The sequence below is a fragment of the Mesorhizobium sp. M7A.F.Ca.MR.148.00.0.0 genome, from assembly GCF_003997735.1.
Taxonomy (GTDB): domain Bacteria; phylum Pseudomonadota; class Alphaproteobacteria; order Rhizobiales; family Rhizobiaceae; genus Mesorhizobium.
This window is the reverse complement of the sequence record NZ_RZTB01000008.1, coordinates 94,931-112,326: the sequence shown is the minus strand read 5'-3', so window position 1 is coordinate 112,326 and position 17,396 is coordinate 94,931. Positions and strand designations below refer to the sequence as shown.

General features: G+C 62.4%; 18 protein-coding genes. 16 read left to right on the top strand and 2 right to left on the bottom strand.

What is annotated here, in order from left to right:
* The 7 genes from EOB49_RS05410 to EOB49_RS05380 form a co-directional block, all read left to right on the top strand.
* Positions 1-170 (top strand): 2-oxo acid dehydrogenase subunit E2 (locus EOB49_RS05410; protein WP_206526090.1); only part of this gene is annotated, 170 nt, incomplete at its 5' end.
* Between the two features lie 13 nt (positions 171-183).
* Positions 184-600, top strand: a complete 417-nt coding sequence (locus EOB49_RS05405; protein WP_127380379.1) for a hypothetical protein — start codon at positions 184-186, stop codon at positions 598-600.
* On the top strand, positions 597-1,232 hold the full coding sequence (locus EOB49_RS05400; protein WP_127380378.1) for an SGNH/GDSL hydrolase family protein: 636 nt from the start codon (positions 597-599) through the stop codon (positions 1,230-1,232). The genes EOB49_RS05405 and EOB49_RS05400 overlap by 4 nt, the downstream gene beginning before the upstream one ends.
* 12 nt (positions 1,233-1,244) lie before the next feature.
* The gene (gene lpdA / locus EOB49_RS05395; RefSeq protein WP_127380377.1) at positions 1,245-2,690 is read left to right on the top strand and encodes a dihydrolipoyl dehydrogenase; all 1,446 of its coding nucleotides are present in this window, start codon (positions 1,245-1,247) and stop codon (positions 2,688-2,690) included.
* A gap of 89 nt (positions 2,691-2,779) precedes the next feature.
* Entirely contained in the window at positions 2,780-3,037 is a 258-nt protein-coding gene (locus tag EOB49_RS05390) for a GlsB/YeaQ/YmgE family stress response membrane protein (RefSeq protein ID WP_023812036.1), read from the top strand.
* Positions 3,038-3,174: 137 nt separating this feature from the next.
* On the top strand, positions 3,175-4,140 hold the full coding sequence (gene lipA, locus EOB49_RS05385) for a lipoyl synthase (protein WP_127380376.1): 966 nt from the start codon (positions 3,175-3,177) through the stop codon (positions 4,138-4,140).
* A gap of 12 nt (positions 4,141-4,152) precedes the next feature.
* The gene (locus EOB49_RS05380) at positions 4,153-4,617 is read left to right on the top strand and encodes a type II toxin-antitoxin system RatA family toxin (RefSeq protein WP_127380375.1); all 465 of its coding nucleotides are present in this window, start codon (positions 4,153-4,155) and stop codon (positions 4,615-4,617) included.
* On the opposite strand, the gene EOB49_RS05375 is transcribed toward EOB49_RS05380, so the two are convergent.
* Together EOB49_RS05375 and EOB49_RS05370 are read right to left on the bottom strand one after the other, a co-directional pair.
* Positions 4,614-5,096: a CinA family protein gene (locus EOB49_RS05375; protein ID WP_127380374.1), complete on the bottom strand. Its 483-nt coding sequence runs from the start codon at positions 5,094-5,096 to the stop codon at positions 4,614-4,616. The genes EOB49_RS05380 and EOB49_RS05375 overlap by 4 nt on opposite strands.
* The gene (locus tag EOB49_RS05370; RefSeq protein ID WP_127380373.1) at positions 5,093-6,322 is read right to left on the bottom strand and encodes a bifunctional 2-C-methyl-D-erythritol 4-phosphate cytidylyltransferase/2-C-methyl-D-erythritol 2,4-cyclodiphosphate synthase; all 1,230 of its coding nucleotides are present in this window, start codon (positions 6,320-6,322) and stop codon (positions 5,093-5,095) included. The genes EOB49_RS05375 and EOB49_RS05370 overlap by 4 nt, the downstream gene beginning before the upstream one ends.
* Before the next feature lie 244 nt (positions 6,323-6,566).
* Between EOB49_RS05370 and dusB the strand changes: the two genes are divergently transcribed.
* The 9 genes from dusB (at position 6,567) to hflX (ending at position 17,328) form a co-directional block, all read left to right on the top strand.
* Positions 6,567-7,595 (top strand): tRNA dihydrouridine synthase DusB, encoded by a 1,029-nt coding sequence (gene dusB / locus EOB49_RS05365; protein ID WP_127380372.1) that lies wholly within the window; start codon positions 6,567-6,569, stop codon positions 7,593-7,595.
* Positions 7,592-8,734 (top strand): nitrogen regulation protein NR(II), encoded by a 1,143-nt coding sequence (locus EOB49_RS05360; protein WP_127380371.1) that lies wholly within the window; start codon positions 7,592-7,594, stop codon positions 8,732-8,734. Before dusB ends, EOB49_RS05360 begins: the two co-directional genes overlap by 4 nt.
* Positions 8,731-10,191 carry a nitrogen regulation protein NR(I) gene (ntrC, locus tag EOB49_RS05355; protein WP_127322922.1) on the top strand — a complete coding sequence of 487 codons (1,461 nt, stop codon included), beginning with the start codon at positions 8,731-8,733 and terminating at the stop codon, positions 10,189-10,191. The genes EOB49_RS05360 and ntrC overlap by 4 nt, the downstream gene beginning before the upstream one ends.
* Before the next feature lie 129 nt (positions 10,192-10,320).
* Positions 10,321-12,606 carry a PAS domain-containing sensor histidine kinase gene (locus tag EOB49_RS05350; RefSeq protein ID WP_164781594.1) on the top strand — a complete coding sequence of 762 codons (2,286 nt, stop codon included), beginning with the start codon at positions 10,321-10,323 and terminating at the stop codon, positions 12,604-12,606.
* Positions 12,596-13,957, top strand: coding sequence for a sigma-54 dependent transcriptional regulator (locus tag EOB49_RS05345; protein ID WP_023812026.1), 1,362 nt, complete (start codon positions 12,596-12,598; stop codon positions 13,955-13,957). The genes EOB49_RS05350 and EOB49_RS05345 overlap by 11 nt, the downstream gene beginning before the upstream one ends.
* Before the next feature lie 248 nt (positions 13,958-14,205).
* On the top strand, positions 14,206-14,427 hold the full coding sequence (locus EOB49_RS05340) for a hypothetical protein (protein WP_127380369.1): 222 nt from the start codon (positions 14,206-14,208) through the stop codon (positions 14,425-14,427).
* 254 nt (positions 14,428-14,681) lie between these two features.
* Complete coding sequence (locus EOB49_RS05335) at positions 14,682-15,545, top strand: D-amino-acid transaminase (protein ID WP_127380368.1); 864 nt, start codon at positions 14,682-14,684, stop codon at positions 15,543-15,545.
* Between the two features lie 145 nt (positions 15,546-15,690).
* Entirely contained in the window at positions 15,691-15,936 is a 246-nt protein-coding gene (hfq, locus tag EOB49_RS05330; RefSeq protein WP_006202172.1) for an RNA chaperone Hfq, read from the top strand.
* Positions 15,937-17,328, top strand: coding sequence for a GTPase HflX (gene hflX / locus EOB49_RS05325; protein ID WP_127272395.1), 1,392 nt, complete (start codon positions 15,937-15,939; stop codon positions 17,326-17,328).
* The last annotated feature ends 68 nt before the right edge of the window (positions 17,329-17,396 follow it).

The following is a 17,396-nucleotide window of genomic DNA, read 5'->3' as shown; positions in this document are numbered from 1 at the left end:
TCGGCGCCGGCGAGGAGCGGGCGGTGGTCAAGAACGGCGAGATCAAGATCGCCACGGTGATGTCGGTGACGCTGTCGACCGATCACCGCGCCGTCGACGGTGCGCTGGGTGCCGAACTGCTGGTCGCCTTCAGGCGGCTGATCGAGAACCCGATGGGCATGCTGGTCTAGGACGGAGAGGGCGGTGCGGATCTTCTTCACCTCCCTCATGGCGTTTTTCCTGTCAGGATTGGCAGGCGGCCTGGTTGCTCAACAGCTGGCGGTCGCAACCCATGCGCAGGAAGAATACATTCTGGTGTTCATGACGTCGGTGCTTGTCACCATTGCCGCGACGATCATGTTTTTCATCGCGCAGCTTTTTGCGAACGCACCGACGATCATCAACTGGCTGGGCCTCTGCGCAATTATCCTGTTCGTGCTGATCGGGCTCGGCCTGATCGGTTGGACGTTCTCTCAGCCGGTCGATAAGCGCCAGTGGGGAGGTGACCTGCCGATCGTCGCCGGCCTGGTTTTGCCGAACCTGGCCACTGTGCTGGTTCACTGGCTGTTCGTGCGCCGGCGGTTGAGGCGCGGCTCGATTAACGCACAGGTGGGCGCATGAAGACGGTTCTTTGTTACGGCGACTCTCTGACCTGGGGCTACAATGCCGAAGGTGGCCGCCACGCGCTGGAAGACCGCTGGCCGAGCGTGCTGCAGGCAGCGTTAGGCGCTGGCGTGCAAGTGATTGCCGATGGCCTCAACGGCCGCACCACGGCCTTCGACGACCATCTGGCCGGCGCGGATCGCAACGGTGCAAAACTGCTGCCAACCGTCCTGACGACCCATGCTCCGATCGACCTGATTGTCATCATGCTCGGCGCCAACGACATGAAGCCATGGATTCACGGCAATCCCGTCGCGGCCAAGCAGGGCATCCAGCGGCTGATCGACATTGTGCGCGGTCACGACTATCCGTTCGACTGGCCGGCGCCGCAGATCCTGATCGTTTCGCCGCCTGTCGTCAGTCGCACCGAAAATGCCGACTTCAAGGAAATGTTTGCCGGCGGCGACGACGCCTCGAAGTTTTTGGCACCGCAATATGCCGCGCTCGCCGATGAGGCCGGCTGCGGCTTCTTCGACGCCGGCAGCGTGGCGCAAACCACACCGCTTGATGGCGTCCACCTCGATGCCGAAAACACGCGAAACATCGGCGAGGCGCTGGCACCGGTGGTGCGCGTCATGCTCGAATTGTGAAGGAGAAAACCCGTGGCTGAGAACTACGACGTCATCATCATCGGCTCCGGCCCTGGCGGCTATGTCACCGCGGTGCGTTCCGCGCAACTCGGCTTCAAGACGGCGATCGTCGAGCGCGAGCATCTCGGCGGCATTTGCCTCAACTGGGGCTGCATCCCGACCAAGGCGCTGCTGCGCTCGGCCGAGATCATGCACTATTCGGATCACCTGAAGGATTACGGGCTGAAGCTCGACGGCAAGGTCAGCGTCGATACAGCGGCCGTGGTCGATCGCTCGCGAAAGGTCTCGCTGCGGCTGAATGGCGGCGTTGCCTTCCTGATGAAGAAGAACAAGGTCGACGTCATCTGGGGCGAGGCCAAGCTTTCGAAGCCGGGCGAGATCGTCGTATCCAAGACGGCCAAGAAGCCGATGGAGCCGCAGCCGCCGGTGCCGAAAGGCGTCAAGGGCGAGGGCACCTACACCGCCAAGCACATCATCCTGGCGACCGGCGCGCGACCACGCGCGCTGCCCGGCATCGAGCCTGACGGCAGACTGATCTGGACCTATTTCGAGGCCATGGTGCCGAAGGAGATGCCGAAGTCGCTGCTGGTCATGGGATCGGGCGCCATCGGCATCGAATTCGCCTCCTTCTATCGGACCATGGGCGCCGAAGTAACGGTGGTCGAGCTGCTGCCGGCGGTGATGCCGGTCGAGGATGCCGAAGTCTCGAAATTCGCGCAAAAGCAGTTCGAGAAGCAAGGCATGAAGATCATCCTCGAAGCCAAGGTGACCAAGGTCGAGAAGGGTGCGAACTCGGTCACCGCGCATGTCGAGATGAAGGACGGCAAGGTCGAGAAGATCACCGCCGATCGCATGATCTCGGCCGTCGGCGTGCAGGGCAACATCGAGGGCCTCGGACTCGAGGCGCTTGGCGTGAAGACGGAGCGTGGCTGCATCGTCATCGACGGCTACGGCAAGACCAATGTGCCGGGCATCTACGCCATCGGCGATGTCGCCGGCCCGCCGATGCTCGCCCACAAGGCAGAACATGAGGGGGTCGTGTGCATCGAGAAGATCGCTGATTTTCCTGGCGTGCATGCCACCGACAAGCTGAAGATTCCGGGCTGCACCTACTGCAATCCGCAGGTCGCCTCGGTTGGCCTGACGGAAGCCAAGGCCAAGGCCGAGGGCAAGGACATCCGGGTCGGGCGCTTCCAGTTCGCCGCCAATGGCAAGGCCATTGCGCTCGGCGAGGATCAGGGTTTCATCAAGACCATCTTCGACAAGAAGACCGGTCAATTGCTCGGCGCCCACATGGTCGGTGCCGAAGTGACCGAACTGATCCAAGGCTTTGTCGTGGCGATGAACCTGGAGACGACCGAGGAAGAGCTGATGCACACCATCTTCCCGCACCCGACGCTGTCGGAGATGATGAAGGAAAGCGTGCTCGACGCCTATGGCCGCGCGCTCAACGCCTGATAGATTGAAAGCGCTGCTACAGATGGAACCCGGCGGCAAGGTACTTCGTTTGCGGATGCGTTTTCACGCATCACACAAGGAGAAGGCATATGCACCTGAATGGCGTCGGCTGGATAGCAGCCATCATCATCGGCGGCCTGGCAGGCTGGTTCGCCGAAATGTTCATGAAGAGCAACACCGGCATCTTCATGAACATCGTTATGGGCATCGTCGGCGCGGTCGTGCTGAACGCCATTCTGCAGGCTCTCAATTTTGGCCCGTTCGGCGTCGGCTGGATTGCCTATCTCATCACCGGCTTTATCGGTGCCTGCCTGCTGATCTGGGCCGGGCGTCTTGTGCGCCGTTAGCATCACTGAAGAGGCGCCATGCGAAAAAGGCTGTTGCGGCATGCGCCGCGGCGGCCTTTTTCTTTGCGGTGAAAAGTCCTAGATGACGTTATGACAGCGAACGCCTGACTGGCGTCGCGAATGAACCAGGTTTCCCGATGGTCACTGTCCTCGATACGATCGCCAACGCCCCGCGCTTGCGGCATCCGGAGAAGGCGCACAAGCCTGATCAGGATGTGCTGCGCAAGCCCGACTGGATCCGCGTCAAGGCGCCGGTGTCGAAGGGCTATGCCGAAACGCGCGAAATCGTCAAATCGCACAAGCTGGTGACGGTCTGCGAAGAGGCCGGCTGCCCCAACATCGGCGAATGCTGGGAAAAGAAACACGCCACCTTCATGATCATGGGCGAGATCTGCACCCGCGCCTGCGCCTTCTGCAACGTCGCCACAGGCATTCCAACCGCGCTTGACCCCGATGAACCGGCCCGCGTCGCGCATGCGGTCAAGCAGATGGGCCTTAGCCATGTCGTCATCACCTCGGTCGACCGCGACGATCTCGCCGATGGCGGTGCGCAGCATTTCGCCGAAGTCATTCGCGCCATCCGGGCGGCAACGCCGCTGACGACGATCGAAATCCTGACGCCCGACTTCCTGCGCAAGGACGGCGCGCTGGAGGTCGTCGTGGCCGCCAAGCCCGACGTCTTCAACCACAATCTCGAAACCGTACCGTCGAACTATCTGACGGTTCGTCCGGGCGCCCGCTATTTCCATTCGATCCGGCTGTTGCAGCGGGTCAAGGAGCTTGATCCGTCGATCTTCACCAAGTCCGGCATCATGGTGGGGCTGGGCGAGGAACGGAATGAAATCCTGCAGCTGATGGACGATCTGCGGTCCGCCAATGTCGACTTCATGACCATCGGCCAGTACCTGCAGCCGTCGAAGAAGCACCATCCGGTGATCCGCTTCGTCACTCCGGAGGAGTTTAAATCTTTCGAGACGATCGGCCGGACCAAGGGTTTCCTGCTGGTGGCGTCCAGCCCGCTGACGCGTTCGTCGCATCACGCCGGCGACGACTTCGCCAAGCTGCGTGCGGCACGGGAAGCGATTCTCAAGAAAACAGCTTAATCCGCTGGTTTCATGCCAAAATTCGAAGCCACCCGACGCGTATCCCATACACCCGAGCAGATGTTCGCTTTGGTCGCCGATGTTGAATCCTATCCGCAATTCCTGCCGCTTTGCGAAGCGCTGACGGTTCGCTCGCGCAAGGAGCGTGACGGGCGCACCGTTCTGCTTGCCGATATGAGCATCGGCTACAAGGCGATCCGCGAAACCTTCACGACGCAGGTGCTGCTGAAGCCCGCCGAGAACACCATCGATGTGAAGTACATCGACGGGCCGTTCAAATATTTGAGCAATGTCTGGCGTTTCGAATCGGACGGCGTCGGGTGCACCGTCCGCTTCTTCATCGACTACGAGTTCAAGAGCCGTATTCTGGGCGCGGTCATGGGGACCATGTTCGATCGCGCCTTCCGCATGTTCGCCGAAGCCTTTGAGAAGCGCGCCGACGTCATCTACGGTGCAGCACCCCGGGCCCAAGGTTAGCCGAGTGCTTGCAGGCCCAGCTTCAGCGCTTGCCGGACCGTTTCGCGACGAATGAAATCGCGGCCTTTGTCTGCAAAGAGCTGGTGCTCGGCGACAATCGGTCGGCCGTCCAGCGCAACCCCGAACCAGACCAGGCCGACCGGTTTTTCCGCCGAACCGCCGCCAGGCCCAGCGATTCCGGTGACCGCCAGGGTCAGCCCGGCGCGCGAACGGGCAAGCGCGCCTGCCGCCATTTCAATCGCAGTCTCGCGCGAAACCGCGCCATGCGCCTCGAGCGTGGCGGCGGAAACACCGAGCATGTCCATCTTGGCTTCGTTGGAATAGGTGATGAAGCCGCGATCGATCACGGCGGACGAGCCGGCGATGTCGGTCAATGCGGCGATGATCATGCCGCCGGTGCAGCTTTCCGCCGTTGCCAGCATGATGCTGCGTCTCTGGCAGGCTTGCAGCAGGGCATTTGCCAGCTCGTTGTGGGTCATTCCGGCACCTCGCCGGGAAACACCACGCTGGCGGTGGCGATCGCCGCAATGCCTTCCTCGCGCCCGACAAAGCCGAGCTTCTCATTGGTTGTGGCCTTGATCGAGATGCGATCCGGCGTAACTGCCAGCATCTGCGAAAGGGCTGCGGTCATGGCCTCGCGATGCGGGCCGACGCGCGGCGCTTCGCAGATCAGCGTGATGTCGGCATTGGCGATGCGGCCGCCGCGCGCGCGCACCAGTTTCGCCGCATGCTCGACGAATATGCGCGACGCAGCGCCTTTCCACTGCGGGTCGGACGGCGGAAAATGCGTGCCGATGTCGCCGGCGCCGCAAGTCGCCAACAGCGCATCGGTCAAGGCGTGCAGACCGACATCGGCGTCGGAATGGCCGGACAGCTTCTTGTCGTGCGCTATGGCGACGCCACACAAAGTGACATGGTCTCCCGGTTCGAAGGCGTGGACGTCGTAGCCATTGCCGGTACGGATGTCGGGAAAGCGCACGCGTTCGCCGGAAAGCCGCTGGTCCGCCATCGCAATATCCCGTGCCCAGGTGAGTTTGACATTGTCCGGCGAGCCCGGAACGATCTTGACCGGAATATGCGCCCATTCGGCGATCGCGGCATCGTCGGTAAAGTCCATTTTTCCCAGATGATGGGCTTTCTCGTGCGCGGCAAGGATGGGCCAGAATGGAAAGCCCTGTGGCGTTTGCGCCGCGTGAAGCCCGCTGCGCGAAACGGTTTCTCCAACCACGCCGGAGGCCGACTCACGCTTCAGCGTGTCGGCGACGGGCAAAGCGGGCAACGCGCCCTCGCGCTCGCCAATGGCGGCGATGGTACGATCTATCAGGTTCGCATCGACGAACGGACGCACGGCGTCGTGGATCAGAACCTGCGCCGGCGCGTGGCCTCTCAGCGCAAGCAGGCCGAGCCGAACGGACTCCTGCCTGGTCGCCCCACCGATAACGGCGGTGACGCGCTCGGCGTTGGCGCCCGCCGCCTGCCGGAACAGCTCATGGTCATCGGCATGAATGGCGACGACGATCTCGCTGGTCCGCGGGTGGGCCAGAAAAATGTCCAGCGTGTGTGCAATGACGGCAAAGCCGCCAATGTGTTGATATTGCTTCGGTCCGTTGGCCTGTCCGGCGCGCGCACCACGGCCGGCCGCAACGATCACCACCGCGACCTTGCCATCCCCATCCGAAACGTGGTTTTCACTTGCGTCAGTCATGCCCGTTTGGTCCTAGCGCACGATCCCGAAAAGTGTAATCGGTTTTCGGAAAGATCGTGCGCTAAGTATGAAATTCCAAAGCGTCCTTTGCGCGTCCTGAGGGACGCGCGGCGCTTTGGTCTCGGCCAAAGCCGAAGGCCAGCATTTTCCCAATTGCGCCTTAATGTGGCGTCATTCCGCGTTGCACATTGCGGCCGATATGGCTAGAGAATGTGCAGCGTATGAAGATGCTTGGTTTTTGTGCATGGTTAACTTGACCCAATTGGCCGCGCCGCTTGACGTCGGCGGCGTGAGAATCCGCAATCGTGTGTTCCTCGCACCGATGTCGGGCATTACGGACGAGCCGTTCCGGCAGCGTGCCCACGCGCATGGAGCGGGCCTGGTCGTGTCCGAAATGGTTGCCAGTGGCGAGCTCGCCAAGGGCAGGGCCGGTTTCAACCTGCGCATACGCCACTCCGGCCTGCCGGTCCATATGGTCCAGCTAGCAGGCCGTGAGGCGATGCACATGGCCGAAGGTGCCAGAATCGCCGCCGGCGAGGGGGCCGACATTATCGACATCAACATGGGCTGCCCGGCCAAGAAGGTCACCGGCGGTTATGCGGGTTCGGCATTGATGCTGGATCTCGACCACGCTTTGTCGCTGATCGACGCCGTTGTCGGCGCGGTCGAGCTGCCAGTGACGGTCAAGATGCGGCTTGGCTGGGACGAAGGCGCGCTCAACGCGCCGATGCTCGCGCGCCGCGCCGAGCAGGCCGGTGTCAGCATGGTGACCGTGCACGGCCGCACGCGCTGCCAGTTCTACCGGGGCAAGGCCGACTGGCGCGCCATCGCCCGCGTCAAGGAAGCCGTGTCCATCCCGGTCGTCGCCAATGGTGACGTCTCTTCGCCGGCGGAAGCGGCCGACATTCTCGATCAATCGGGTGCCGACGCCGTGATGATCGGCCGTGCCCATTATGGCGCGCCCTGGATTGCAGGCGGCATTGCGGCCGCAGCGACCGGCGAGGCGACGCCAAACATGCCACGGGACTCGACGGCGGTCGCCGACTACATCGTGGCCCACTATGAGGACATGCTGGCGCTCTACGGCGCCGAAAGCGGCCTGCGCCAGGCGCGCAAGCATCTTGGCTGGTATCTTGATCGGCATGCCGGCGGCGTCGCCGACGACAGCCGAAAGGCCATACTGACCGCATTCGAGCCCGCGCGCGTCATTGCCTTGCTGCGCGATGTGTTTTCGCGCGATCCGCAACCCTTGAACCTGCGGAGCGCCGCATGAACGCCGCCGCTGACCAAGGCGCTGAAATGGCGGATGCCGCCCAGATCGTGCTCAACACCATCCGTCGCCCGGTGATCATGATCAGCGAGGAAGGTTTCATCACCTATGCCAACGCCGACGCGGAAGATTTCTTTCGCTCGAGTGCAAACATGCTCGCCCGCAACACGCTGTCAAAACTCATTCCCTTCGGCAGCCCGCTGCTGACGCTGGTCGATCAGGTGCGCGAGCGTCGGGCTCCGGTCAACGAGTATCGGGTCGACGTGTCGTCGCCGCGTCTCGGCATCGAGAAGGTCGTCGATCTCTACGTCGCGCCGGTGCCGGAATATCCGGGCTCCGTCGTGGTGATGTTCCAGGAACGGTCGATGGCCGACAAGATCGACCGGCAGATGACGCATCGGGGTGCCGCACGTTCGGTGACCGGTCTGGCGGCGATGCTTGCCCATGAGATCAAGAACCCGCTCTCAGGCATCCGCGGCGCTGCCCAGCTTCTCGAACTGTCGGCTTCCGACGAAGACCGCGCGCTGACGCGGCTGATCACCGATGAGACCGACCGCATCGTGTCGCTGGTCGATCGCATGGAGGTGTTTTCCGACGAGCGGCCGATCGACCGCTATCCCGTCAACATCCATGTCGTGCTCGACCATGTGAAGGCGATTGCCAAGAACGGTTTTGCCAAGAAAATCAAGATAATGGAGGATTATGATCCTTCATTGCCTCCGGTGTTTGCCAACCGCGATCAACTTATCCAGGTGTTCCTCAACCTGGTCAAGAATGCCGCCGAGGCGATCGGCAACGACCCGCAGGGTGAGATCGTGCTGTCGACCGCCTTCCGGCCGGGCATCCGTGTTTCCGTTCCGGGCACGCAGGACCGCGTGTCGCTGCCGCTGGAATTCTGCGTGCGCGACAATGGCTCCGGCGTCTCCGAAGACATCCTGCCGATCCTGTTCGACCCGTTCATCACCACCAAGCCGAACGGCTCCGGGTTGGGTCTTGCGCTGGTCGCCAAGATCGTCGGCGAGCATGGCGGCATCATCGAATGCGAATCGACGCCGCGCGGCACCACATTCCGCATCCTGATGCCGGCCTGGAAAGAAGCGCCAAACGGCGCCGATGATGACGGCGAAGGAGACCTCAAATGACCGTTCGCGGCAATATTCTCGTCGCCGACGACGACGCGGCGATCCGCACCGTCCTCAACCAGGCGCTTTCACGCGCCGGTCATGAGGTGCGCGTCACCTCCAACGCTTCGACGCTTTGGCGCTGGGTGGCGGCGGGCGAGGGCGATCTGGTCATCACCGATGTGGTGATGCCGGACGAAAACGCCTTCGACATGCTGCCGCGCATCAAGAAGGCCAGGCCGGAGCTGCCGGTCATCGTCATGAGCGCCCAGAACACATTCATGACGGCGATCCGCGCCTCCGAAACCGGCGCTTACGAATATCTGCCCAAGCCCTTCGACCTGACCGAACTGCTCAACATCGTCAACCGGGCGCTTTCCGAGCCGCGTCGGCCGAAGATCGATGCGCGGCCGGAAGAACAGCCGGACGCGATGCCGCTGGTCGGCCGCTCGGCGGCCATGCAGGATATCTACCGCATGCTGGCGCGCATGATGCAGACCGACCTGACGGTGATGATCTCGGGCGAATCCGGCACCGGCAAGGAGCTGGTGGCGCGCGCGCTGCATGAATATGGCCGCCGCCGCGGCGGCCCCTTCGTCGCCATCAATATGGCGGCGATCCCGCGTGACCTGATCGAATCGGAACTGTTCGGTCACGAGAAGGGTGCCTTCACCGGCGCGCAGAACCGCTCGACCGGCCGCTTCGAGCAGGCCGAAGGCGGCACGCTGTTCCTCGATGAAATCGGCGACATGCCGATGGAGGCGCAGACGCGCCTGCTGCGCGTGCTGCAGCAGGGCGAGTACACCACGGTCGGCGGACGCACGCCGATCAAGACCGACGTGCGCATCGTCGCTGCCACCAACAAGGATCTGCGCACGCTGATCAACCAGGGGCTCTTCCGCGAGGATCTTTTCTATCGCCTCAACGTCGTGCCGCTCCGGCTGCCGGCGCTGCGTGAGCGCTCCGAGGATGTGCCGGACCTCGTCCGCCATTTCTTCAAGCTCGGCGAAATGGAAGGCCTGCAGACCAAGCGCATTTCTTCCGGCGGCATCGAGTTGATGAAGCGCTATCCGTGGCCGGGCAATGTGCGCGAACTGGAAAACCTGGTTCGCAGGCTCGCCGCGCTCTATTCGCAGGACGAGATTTCCGCCGAGATCATCGAGGCGGAGCTCAAGACCGGCGAACGTCCGGTGGTGCCGGGTGGCGGCAATCTCATTCCCGACGATTTGTCGATCGGCCAGGCGGTCGAGCACTTCCTGCAGCGCTATTTCGCTTCCTTTGCCGGCGAATTGCCACCTGCCGGGCTTTATCAGCGCATCCTGTCCGAGGTCGAGTTTCCGCTCGTCCTGGCCTCGATGACGGCAACGCGCGGCAACCAGATCAAGGCTGCGGAACTGCTGGGCTTGAACCGCAACACGCTGCGCAAGAAGATCCGCGAGCTCGGCGTCAACGTCTACAAATCATCGCGACAGGGCTGAGCCTTGGTCTGAGCCCGCGCTCTTTTCAGGGGATCGGCTCGCGAAAGATTTCCGTCTCGGTCACACTTGTTGCATAATCGCCACAATGCGTTGCATACATCCGACGCAATCATGGCTCTAGACGGCGACATGGCTCCGCAGGCACCGACAACAAACCAACCGCTCTTCAGCGAACCCGGCGCTCGTGATGGGCGCCGGCTGCTTGCGCTGCCGGGTGTGATCGCGGTCGTCGGCGCGCTGATGACGGCTGCGATCTCGTTCACCATCCTCGTCGGCGCCACGCCGATCACACCGAACGAGTCGACGACGCTGGCGTTGATTGCCCTCAACGCGGCTTTCGTCCTGTGTCTTATCGCGCTGGTCGGGCGTGAGGTGCACCGCATCCTGATGGCGCGCCGGCATGGCAAGGCCGCTTCGCGGCTGCATGTGCGCATTGTCGCCATGTTCGCCCTGGTTGCCGCCATTCCCGCCATCATGGTGGCCATCATCGCCTCGATCACGCTCGACATCGGCCTCGACCGCTGGTTCGAGATCCGCACCAAGACGATCGTCAATTCGTCGCTGTCGATCGCCGACGCCTACGTCCAGGAAAACGCTCGCAACCTCCAGGGCACGACGCTGTCGATGGCCTATGATCTCGATGCGTCGCGCACGCTCTACGGCCTTGATCGTACCGGCTTTCTCGACCTGATGAACAAGGAAGCCGTGGGCCGTTCGCTGGCCCATGCGGCGCTGATCAAGCCGGACGGCTCTTTCGTCATGAGCGCCAAGACCGATACGGAGTTCGCCATGCCCGAGCCGCCGGAAGGCGCGGTGGCCAGCGCTGCCGACGGCAAGCCGGTGCTGATCGAACCGAAAACGCGCAACATCATGGGCGCCATCGTCAAGCTGCGGGAGATCGAAGGGCTCTATCTCTACACCATTCGGCTCGTCGATCCCGAAGTGATCAAGGCACGGCAGATCGTCAGGTCCAACACCGACGAATATCGGGGGCTGGAAGATAACCGCCGTACCTCGCAGGTGGCCTTCGCGCTGCCCTATCTGTCGCTGACGCTCATCATCATCCTGTCCGCGATCTGGACCGGCATTGCGGTCGCCGACCGTCTGGTGCGGCCTATTCGCCAGCTCATCGGCGCCGCCGACGAGGTGGCGACCGGCAATCTCGACGTCGCGGTTCCCGTCAGGCCTTCGGACGGCGATGTCGCCTCGCTCGGCGATACCTTCAACAAGATGCTTCTCGAACTGAAATCGCAGCGCAATGAGATCCTGTCGGCCAAGGACCTGATCGACGAACGGCGCCGCTTCTCGGAAGCCGTGCTTGCCGGCGTTACCGCCGGCGTCATCGGCGTCGATCCTTACGGCATCGTCACCATCGTCAACCGCTCGGCCGAGGCGATGCTGGCGATTTCGGCCAGCGCAGCCCTTGGGCAGAATCTTTCCGCCGTGCTGCCGCATGTCGGCCGCGTCTTCGAGATCGGTCGCAAGTCCGGCAAACCCGTCTATCGCGAGCAGGTGACCTTTTACCGCGCCGGTGCCGAGCGGACCTTCAACGTGCAGATCACCATCGAGGCCGGCGACGACGGCTCGGAGGAAAAATCCTATGTCGTGACGGTCGACGACATCACCGACCTGGTTCAGGCGCAGCGCTCGTCGGCCTGGGCGGATGTGGCGCGGCGTATCGCCCACGAGATCAAGAACCCGCTGACGCCGATCCAGCTCTCGGCCGAACGCATCAAGCGCCGTTACGGCAAGGTGATTACCGAGGACCGCGAGGTTTTCGACCAATGCACCGACACCATCATCCGTCAGGTTGAGGATATCGGCCGTATGGTGGACGAATTCTCGGCGTTCGCGCGCATGCCAAAGCCTGAGATGAAGGCGATAGATCTGCGCGAATCGCTGCGTGAGGCCTCGTTCCTGGTCGAGGTCAGCCGCGCCGACATCACCTTCGAGCGGATATTCGGCACGGAGCCGCTCAAGGGCACTTTCGACAGCCGCCTGATGGCGCAGGCTTTCGGCAATGTGATCAAGAACGCCGCCGAGGCCATCGACGGATTGGAACAGAAGGACGGTTCGCACGGCATAATCCGGATTCAAGCCGGGCGCCAGAATGGTGCGATTCGAATCGACGTCATCGACAATGGCAAAGGCCTGCCGCGCGAGAATCGCCAACGGCTGCTCGAGCCCTACATGACCACACGCGAGAAGGGCACCGGACTTGGCCTCGCTATCGTCAAGAAGATCGTGGAGGACCATGGCGGCAGGCTGGAACTACACGATGCTCCAGCGGACTTCCACGATGGGCGCGGCGCGATGATCAGCATCATCCTGCCGCCTGCGGCCGCAACGGCTCCGCGCGGCGAAAGCAGGGCGGAAAACGAAAGAGAAACTGAAAAGGTCGGTAATGGCGTCTGATATTCTCATCGTCGATGACGAGGAAGACATCCGTGAACTCGTCGCGGGCATACTGAGCGACGAAGGTCACGAAACCCGCACGGCATTCGATGCCGACAGTGCGCTCGCTGCTATAGCTGATCGCGCGCCGCGGCTGATTTTCCTCGATATCTGGCTGCAGGGCTCGCGCCTGGACGGGCTGGCGCTGCTCGACGAGATCAAGACCATGCATCCGACCTTGCCGGTGGTGATGATTTCCGGCCACGGCAACATCGAAACGGCGGTCTCCGCCATCCGGCGCGGCGCCTATGACTTCATCGAAAAGCCGTTCAAGGCCGACAGGCTGATCCTTATTGCCGAGCGTGCGCTGGAGACCTCGAAATTGCGGCGCGAGGTTTCCGACCTCAAGCTGCGCAGCGGCGAAACCTTCGATCTGATCGGCATGTCGTCGGCGATGAGCCAGTTGCGCCAGACCATCGAACGCGTCGCGCCGACCAACAGCCGCGTGATGATCATCGGACCGTCGGGCTCGGGCAAGGAACTGGCCGCGCGCGCCATCCACACGCTGTCGGCGCGCAAGAGCGCACCTTTCGTGACGCTGAGCGCCGCCAACATCACGCCCGAGCGCATGGAGATCGAGCTGTTCGGCACCGAATCGAATGGCGTCGAGCGCAAGGTCGGCGCGCTGGAGGAGGCCCATCGCGGTATCCTCTACATCGACGAGGTGGCCGACATGCCGCGCGAGACGCAAAACAAGATCCTGCGCGTGCTGGTCGAGCAGCAGTTCGAGCGGGTAGGGGGAACCAAGCGGGTCAAGGTCGATGTCCGCATCATCTCCTCGACCTCGCAGAACCTCGAAGCGATGATTGCCGACGGGCGTTTCCGCGAGGATCTTTACCATCGCCTCGCGGTGGTTCCGGTCATCGTGCCGGGATTGGCCGAGCGGCGCGAGGATATTCCCTACCTCGTCGACAATTTCATGAAGCAGATCGCCCGCCAGGCCGGCATCAAGCCGCGCCGCATCGGCGACGACGCGCTGGCCGTGCTGCAGGCGCACAACTGGCCGGGCAACGTTCGTCAGCTGCGCAACAATGTCGAGCGCCTGATGATCCTTGCGCGCGGCGACGACGTCGATGCGCCGATCACCGCCGATCTGTTGCCGGCCGAGATCGGCGATGTCATGCCGCGCACGCCGAATCAGTCCGACCAGCACATCATGGCGCTGCCACTGCGCGAGGCGCGCGAACAGTTCGAGAAGGATTACCTGATCGCCCAGATCAACCGCTTCGGCGGCAACATCTCGAAAACCGCCGAGTTCATCGGCATGGAGCGGTCCGCTCTGCACCGCAAGCTGAAGTCGCTGGGCGTCTAGAGCAATTCCAGGAAAAGTGTGAAACGGTTTTCCGGGAAAAGCGCGTAGCGCTTTCCCTCAGGGAATTGCGGCAACGCTCTAGAGTAGAGCTGCGCAGTGTTGGCCCGGTACTGCGCAGAGGGGAAGTCCACTATCTGTGGAGCCTTCCTATGTCTACCAAGCTTGTGTTCTGGTTGAGCGTTGTCGCAGACATCGCCCAGATCATTGGACAGATCTTGGCGATCTACGTCCTCTTAGCCTGAAACTAAGTGAAGGCCCGCTGGCTCCGGCCGGCGGGCCTTTTCTATTTCGGCTTCCGCCTTGTCCTGAAATACGTGAGGACCCTGGCCACAACGATCACAGCGATGGCTGCCATTAAAATGGCCCAAGGGGGATCGAACAAATACGAATCTCTGCATGCTTCGCCCGGTGGACAATACGACAAGGCGTGGGCGGAATTGACCGCAGCGAACACGGCAAATGCGGAATGAGCGAGCAGCCTCATGTGCATTCCATAACATCCCTACCGCGTTGTGTCGGCAACCAACTCTCTACCGCTCGCTGACCTAGAGCCGTCGAAACCATCGAGGCAGCCGAATGCAACAACTACTTCGCAAACGCTTCCATCAAAACATGAACCGCTCTAGACAGGCGCGACGTCCGTTCCGCGCTGGGCCAAGCATTTGCCGGTTACGGCAACGGCGGAATCGCATAAGAAAGCCCGAGAATTCTTCAGGGGTTGCCCATGCCGCGCATTGCCTATGTCAACGGGCGCTATGTCACGCACGCCGATGCCGCCGTCAATATCGAGGACCGTGGCTATCAGTTCGCGGACGGTGTCTATGAGGTCTGCGAGGTGGCGCGTGGTTTCATCGTCGACATGCCGCGCCATCTGGCCCGGCTGAACCGCTCACTGACCGAATTGTCGATCGCCTGGCCGGTCACCTCTCACGTGCTGCCGCTCATTTTGCGAGAGGTGGTCAATCGCAACCATGTTGCCAATGGCCTGGTCTACGTGCAGGTGACGCGTGGCGTTGCCAGCCGCGACTTCGTCTTCCCGTCCGCCGACACCAAGCCTTCGCTGGTGGTCACCGCCAGGAAAGCCGACCCCGCCGCTGGAGCGAAGCGCGCCGAGACCGGCATCGCGGTCATCACCGTGCCGGAGAACCGCTGGGACCGCGTCGACATCAAGACCGTCGGGCTGCTGCCCAATGTATTGGCCAAGCAGAAGGCCAAGGAGGCCGGTGCGCAGGAAGCCTGGTTCGTCGACGCCGAAGGCAACGTAAAAGAAGGCGGCTCGTCCAATGCCTGGATCGTCACCCGGGACGGCGTCCTGGTCACCAGGCCGGCCGAGCACGGCATTTTGCGCGGCATCACCCGCACGACCATGTTCGAAGTGGCGGCCAAGCTTGGCCTGAAGATCGAGGAGCGCGGCTTTTCCGTCGCCGAGGCCAAGGCGGCACGCGAGGCGTTCATCAGCTCTGCGACGACAATCGCCATGCCGGTGGTGGCCATCGACGGCGATACGGTCGCCAATGGGCACCCCGGCTCAATAACACTTTCCTTGCGGCAGGCCTTTTTTGACATTGCGGAAAAAAGTCCAGCCTGATAACCGCACAGGTGGAATGAACATCAATATATCTCGTTCTGCTTGTCGTTACTGACGACAAGACGGTGTTTGCGAGCTTGACATGCGCCCGTTAATTTGGCGCATTGGCTTGCAAACCGAAGGGGATCGGCGAAAGACAAGAACAATGGCGGAACGATCGCAAAACCTTCAGGACCTGTTCCTGAATTCAGTTCGCAAGAGCAAGAACCCGCTCACCATCTTCCTTATCAACGGCGTCAAGCTGACCGGCGTGGTCACTTCGTTCGACAATTTCTGTGTCCTGCTGCGCCGTGACGGTCACTCCCAGCTCGTCTACAAGCACGCCATTTCCACGATCATGCCGAGCCAGCCGGTTCAGATGTTCGATGGCGAGGAAAGCCAGGGCGCCTGATTGGCACGTGAGAAAGACGCGGACGCCACCGTTCGCGGAAAACCAACGCATCATCCCGGGACGGAAGCCAAGGGCCCGACCCGGGCTGTTGTCATTGTGCCCGTCCTTACCCGCCACCAGCGCAACGACGACGAGACCAACCGCCCACGGCTGATGCGTTCGGCTGACGCTCGCCACGACGAGGCCGTCGGCCTTGCCCGCGCCATCAACCTTGATCTGATCCACACGGCGGTGGTGACCGTCAACGATCCTCGCCCGGCGACGCTGCTCGGCAGCGGCAAGGTTGCGGAGTTCGCGGAAATCGTCAAAGAGGGACATGCGGAAGTGGTCGTCGTCGACCATCCGCTGACCCCGGTGCAGCAGCGCAATCTCGAAAAAGAGCTGAACGCCAAGGTGCTGGACCGCACCGGGCTGATTCTTGAGATCTTCGGCGAGCGCGCACGCACCAAGGAAGGCACGCTGCAGGTCGAACTCGCCCATCTCAACTACCAGAAAGGCCGCCTAGTGCGCAGCTGGACCCATCTGGAGCGCCAGCGCGGCGGCGCCGGCTTCCTCGGGGGCCCCGGCGAAACGCAGATCGAATCCGACCGGCGGCAGCTGCAGGAAAAGATCATCAAGCTGAAGCAGGAGCTGGAAACGGTGCGGCGCACGCGCGACCTGCACCGCGCCAAGCGCAGGAAGGTGCCGTTCCCGGTGGTGGCGATCGTCGGCTACACCAATGCCGGCAAGTCGACGCTGTTCAACCGGCTGACCGGGGCGGATGTGCTGGCGCAGGACATGCTGTTCGCCACGCTCGACCCGACGCTGCGCCGCGTGCGCCTCCCACATGGCACGCCGATCATCCTCTCCGATACGGTCGGCTTCATTTCGGACCTGCCGACGCATCTGATCGCGGCTTTCCGCGCCACCCTGGAAGAGGTGGTCGAGGCCGATCTCGTGCTTCATCTGCGCGACATTTCCGATCCGGACACTGCTGCACAAGCGGAAGACGTCGAGCGCATCCTGGCCGACCTCGGTGTCGACGCCGGCGACGCCAAGCGCGTGATAGAAGTGTGGAACAAGATCGACCGGCTCGACGAAGGCAACCGGACCCGGCTGCTTGCCGACGGCGCCGATGCCAACAAGGCGCCGCCGATTGCGGTGTCGGCGGTGACCGGCGAGGGCATCGATGCGCTGAAGGCGATCATCGAAACACGGATGGCGGGCGAACTCGAAGACCTCACCGTGACGATCGAGCCGGCCCAGTTCGGCCTTGTCGACTGGCTTTACCGCAATGGCGATGTCGTTTCGCGAAGCGACAATGATGACGGCAGCGCCACCATCTCACTCAAGGCCACGCAAAGCGCCCGCGAAGAGATCGAAAGCAGATTGCGTCGTAAAAACAACGGGTAATCCGGAGCAATTCCAGGAAAAAGTGTATAGCGGTTTTCCGTCCGGAATTGCCCGAAAGAGAGATTACT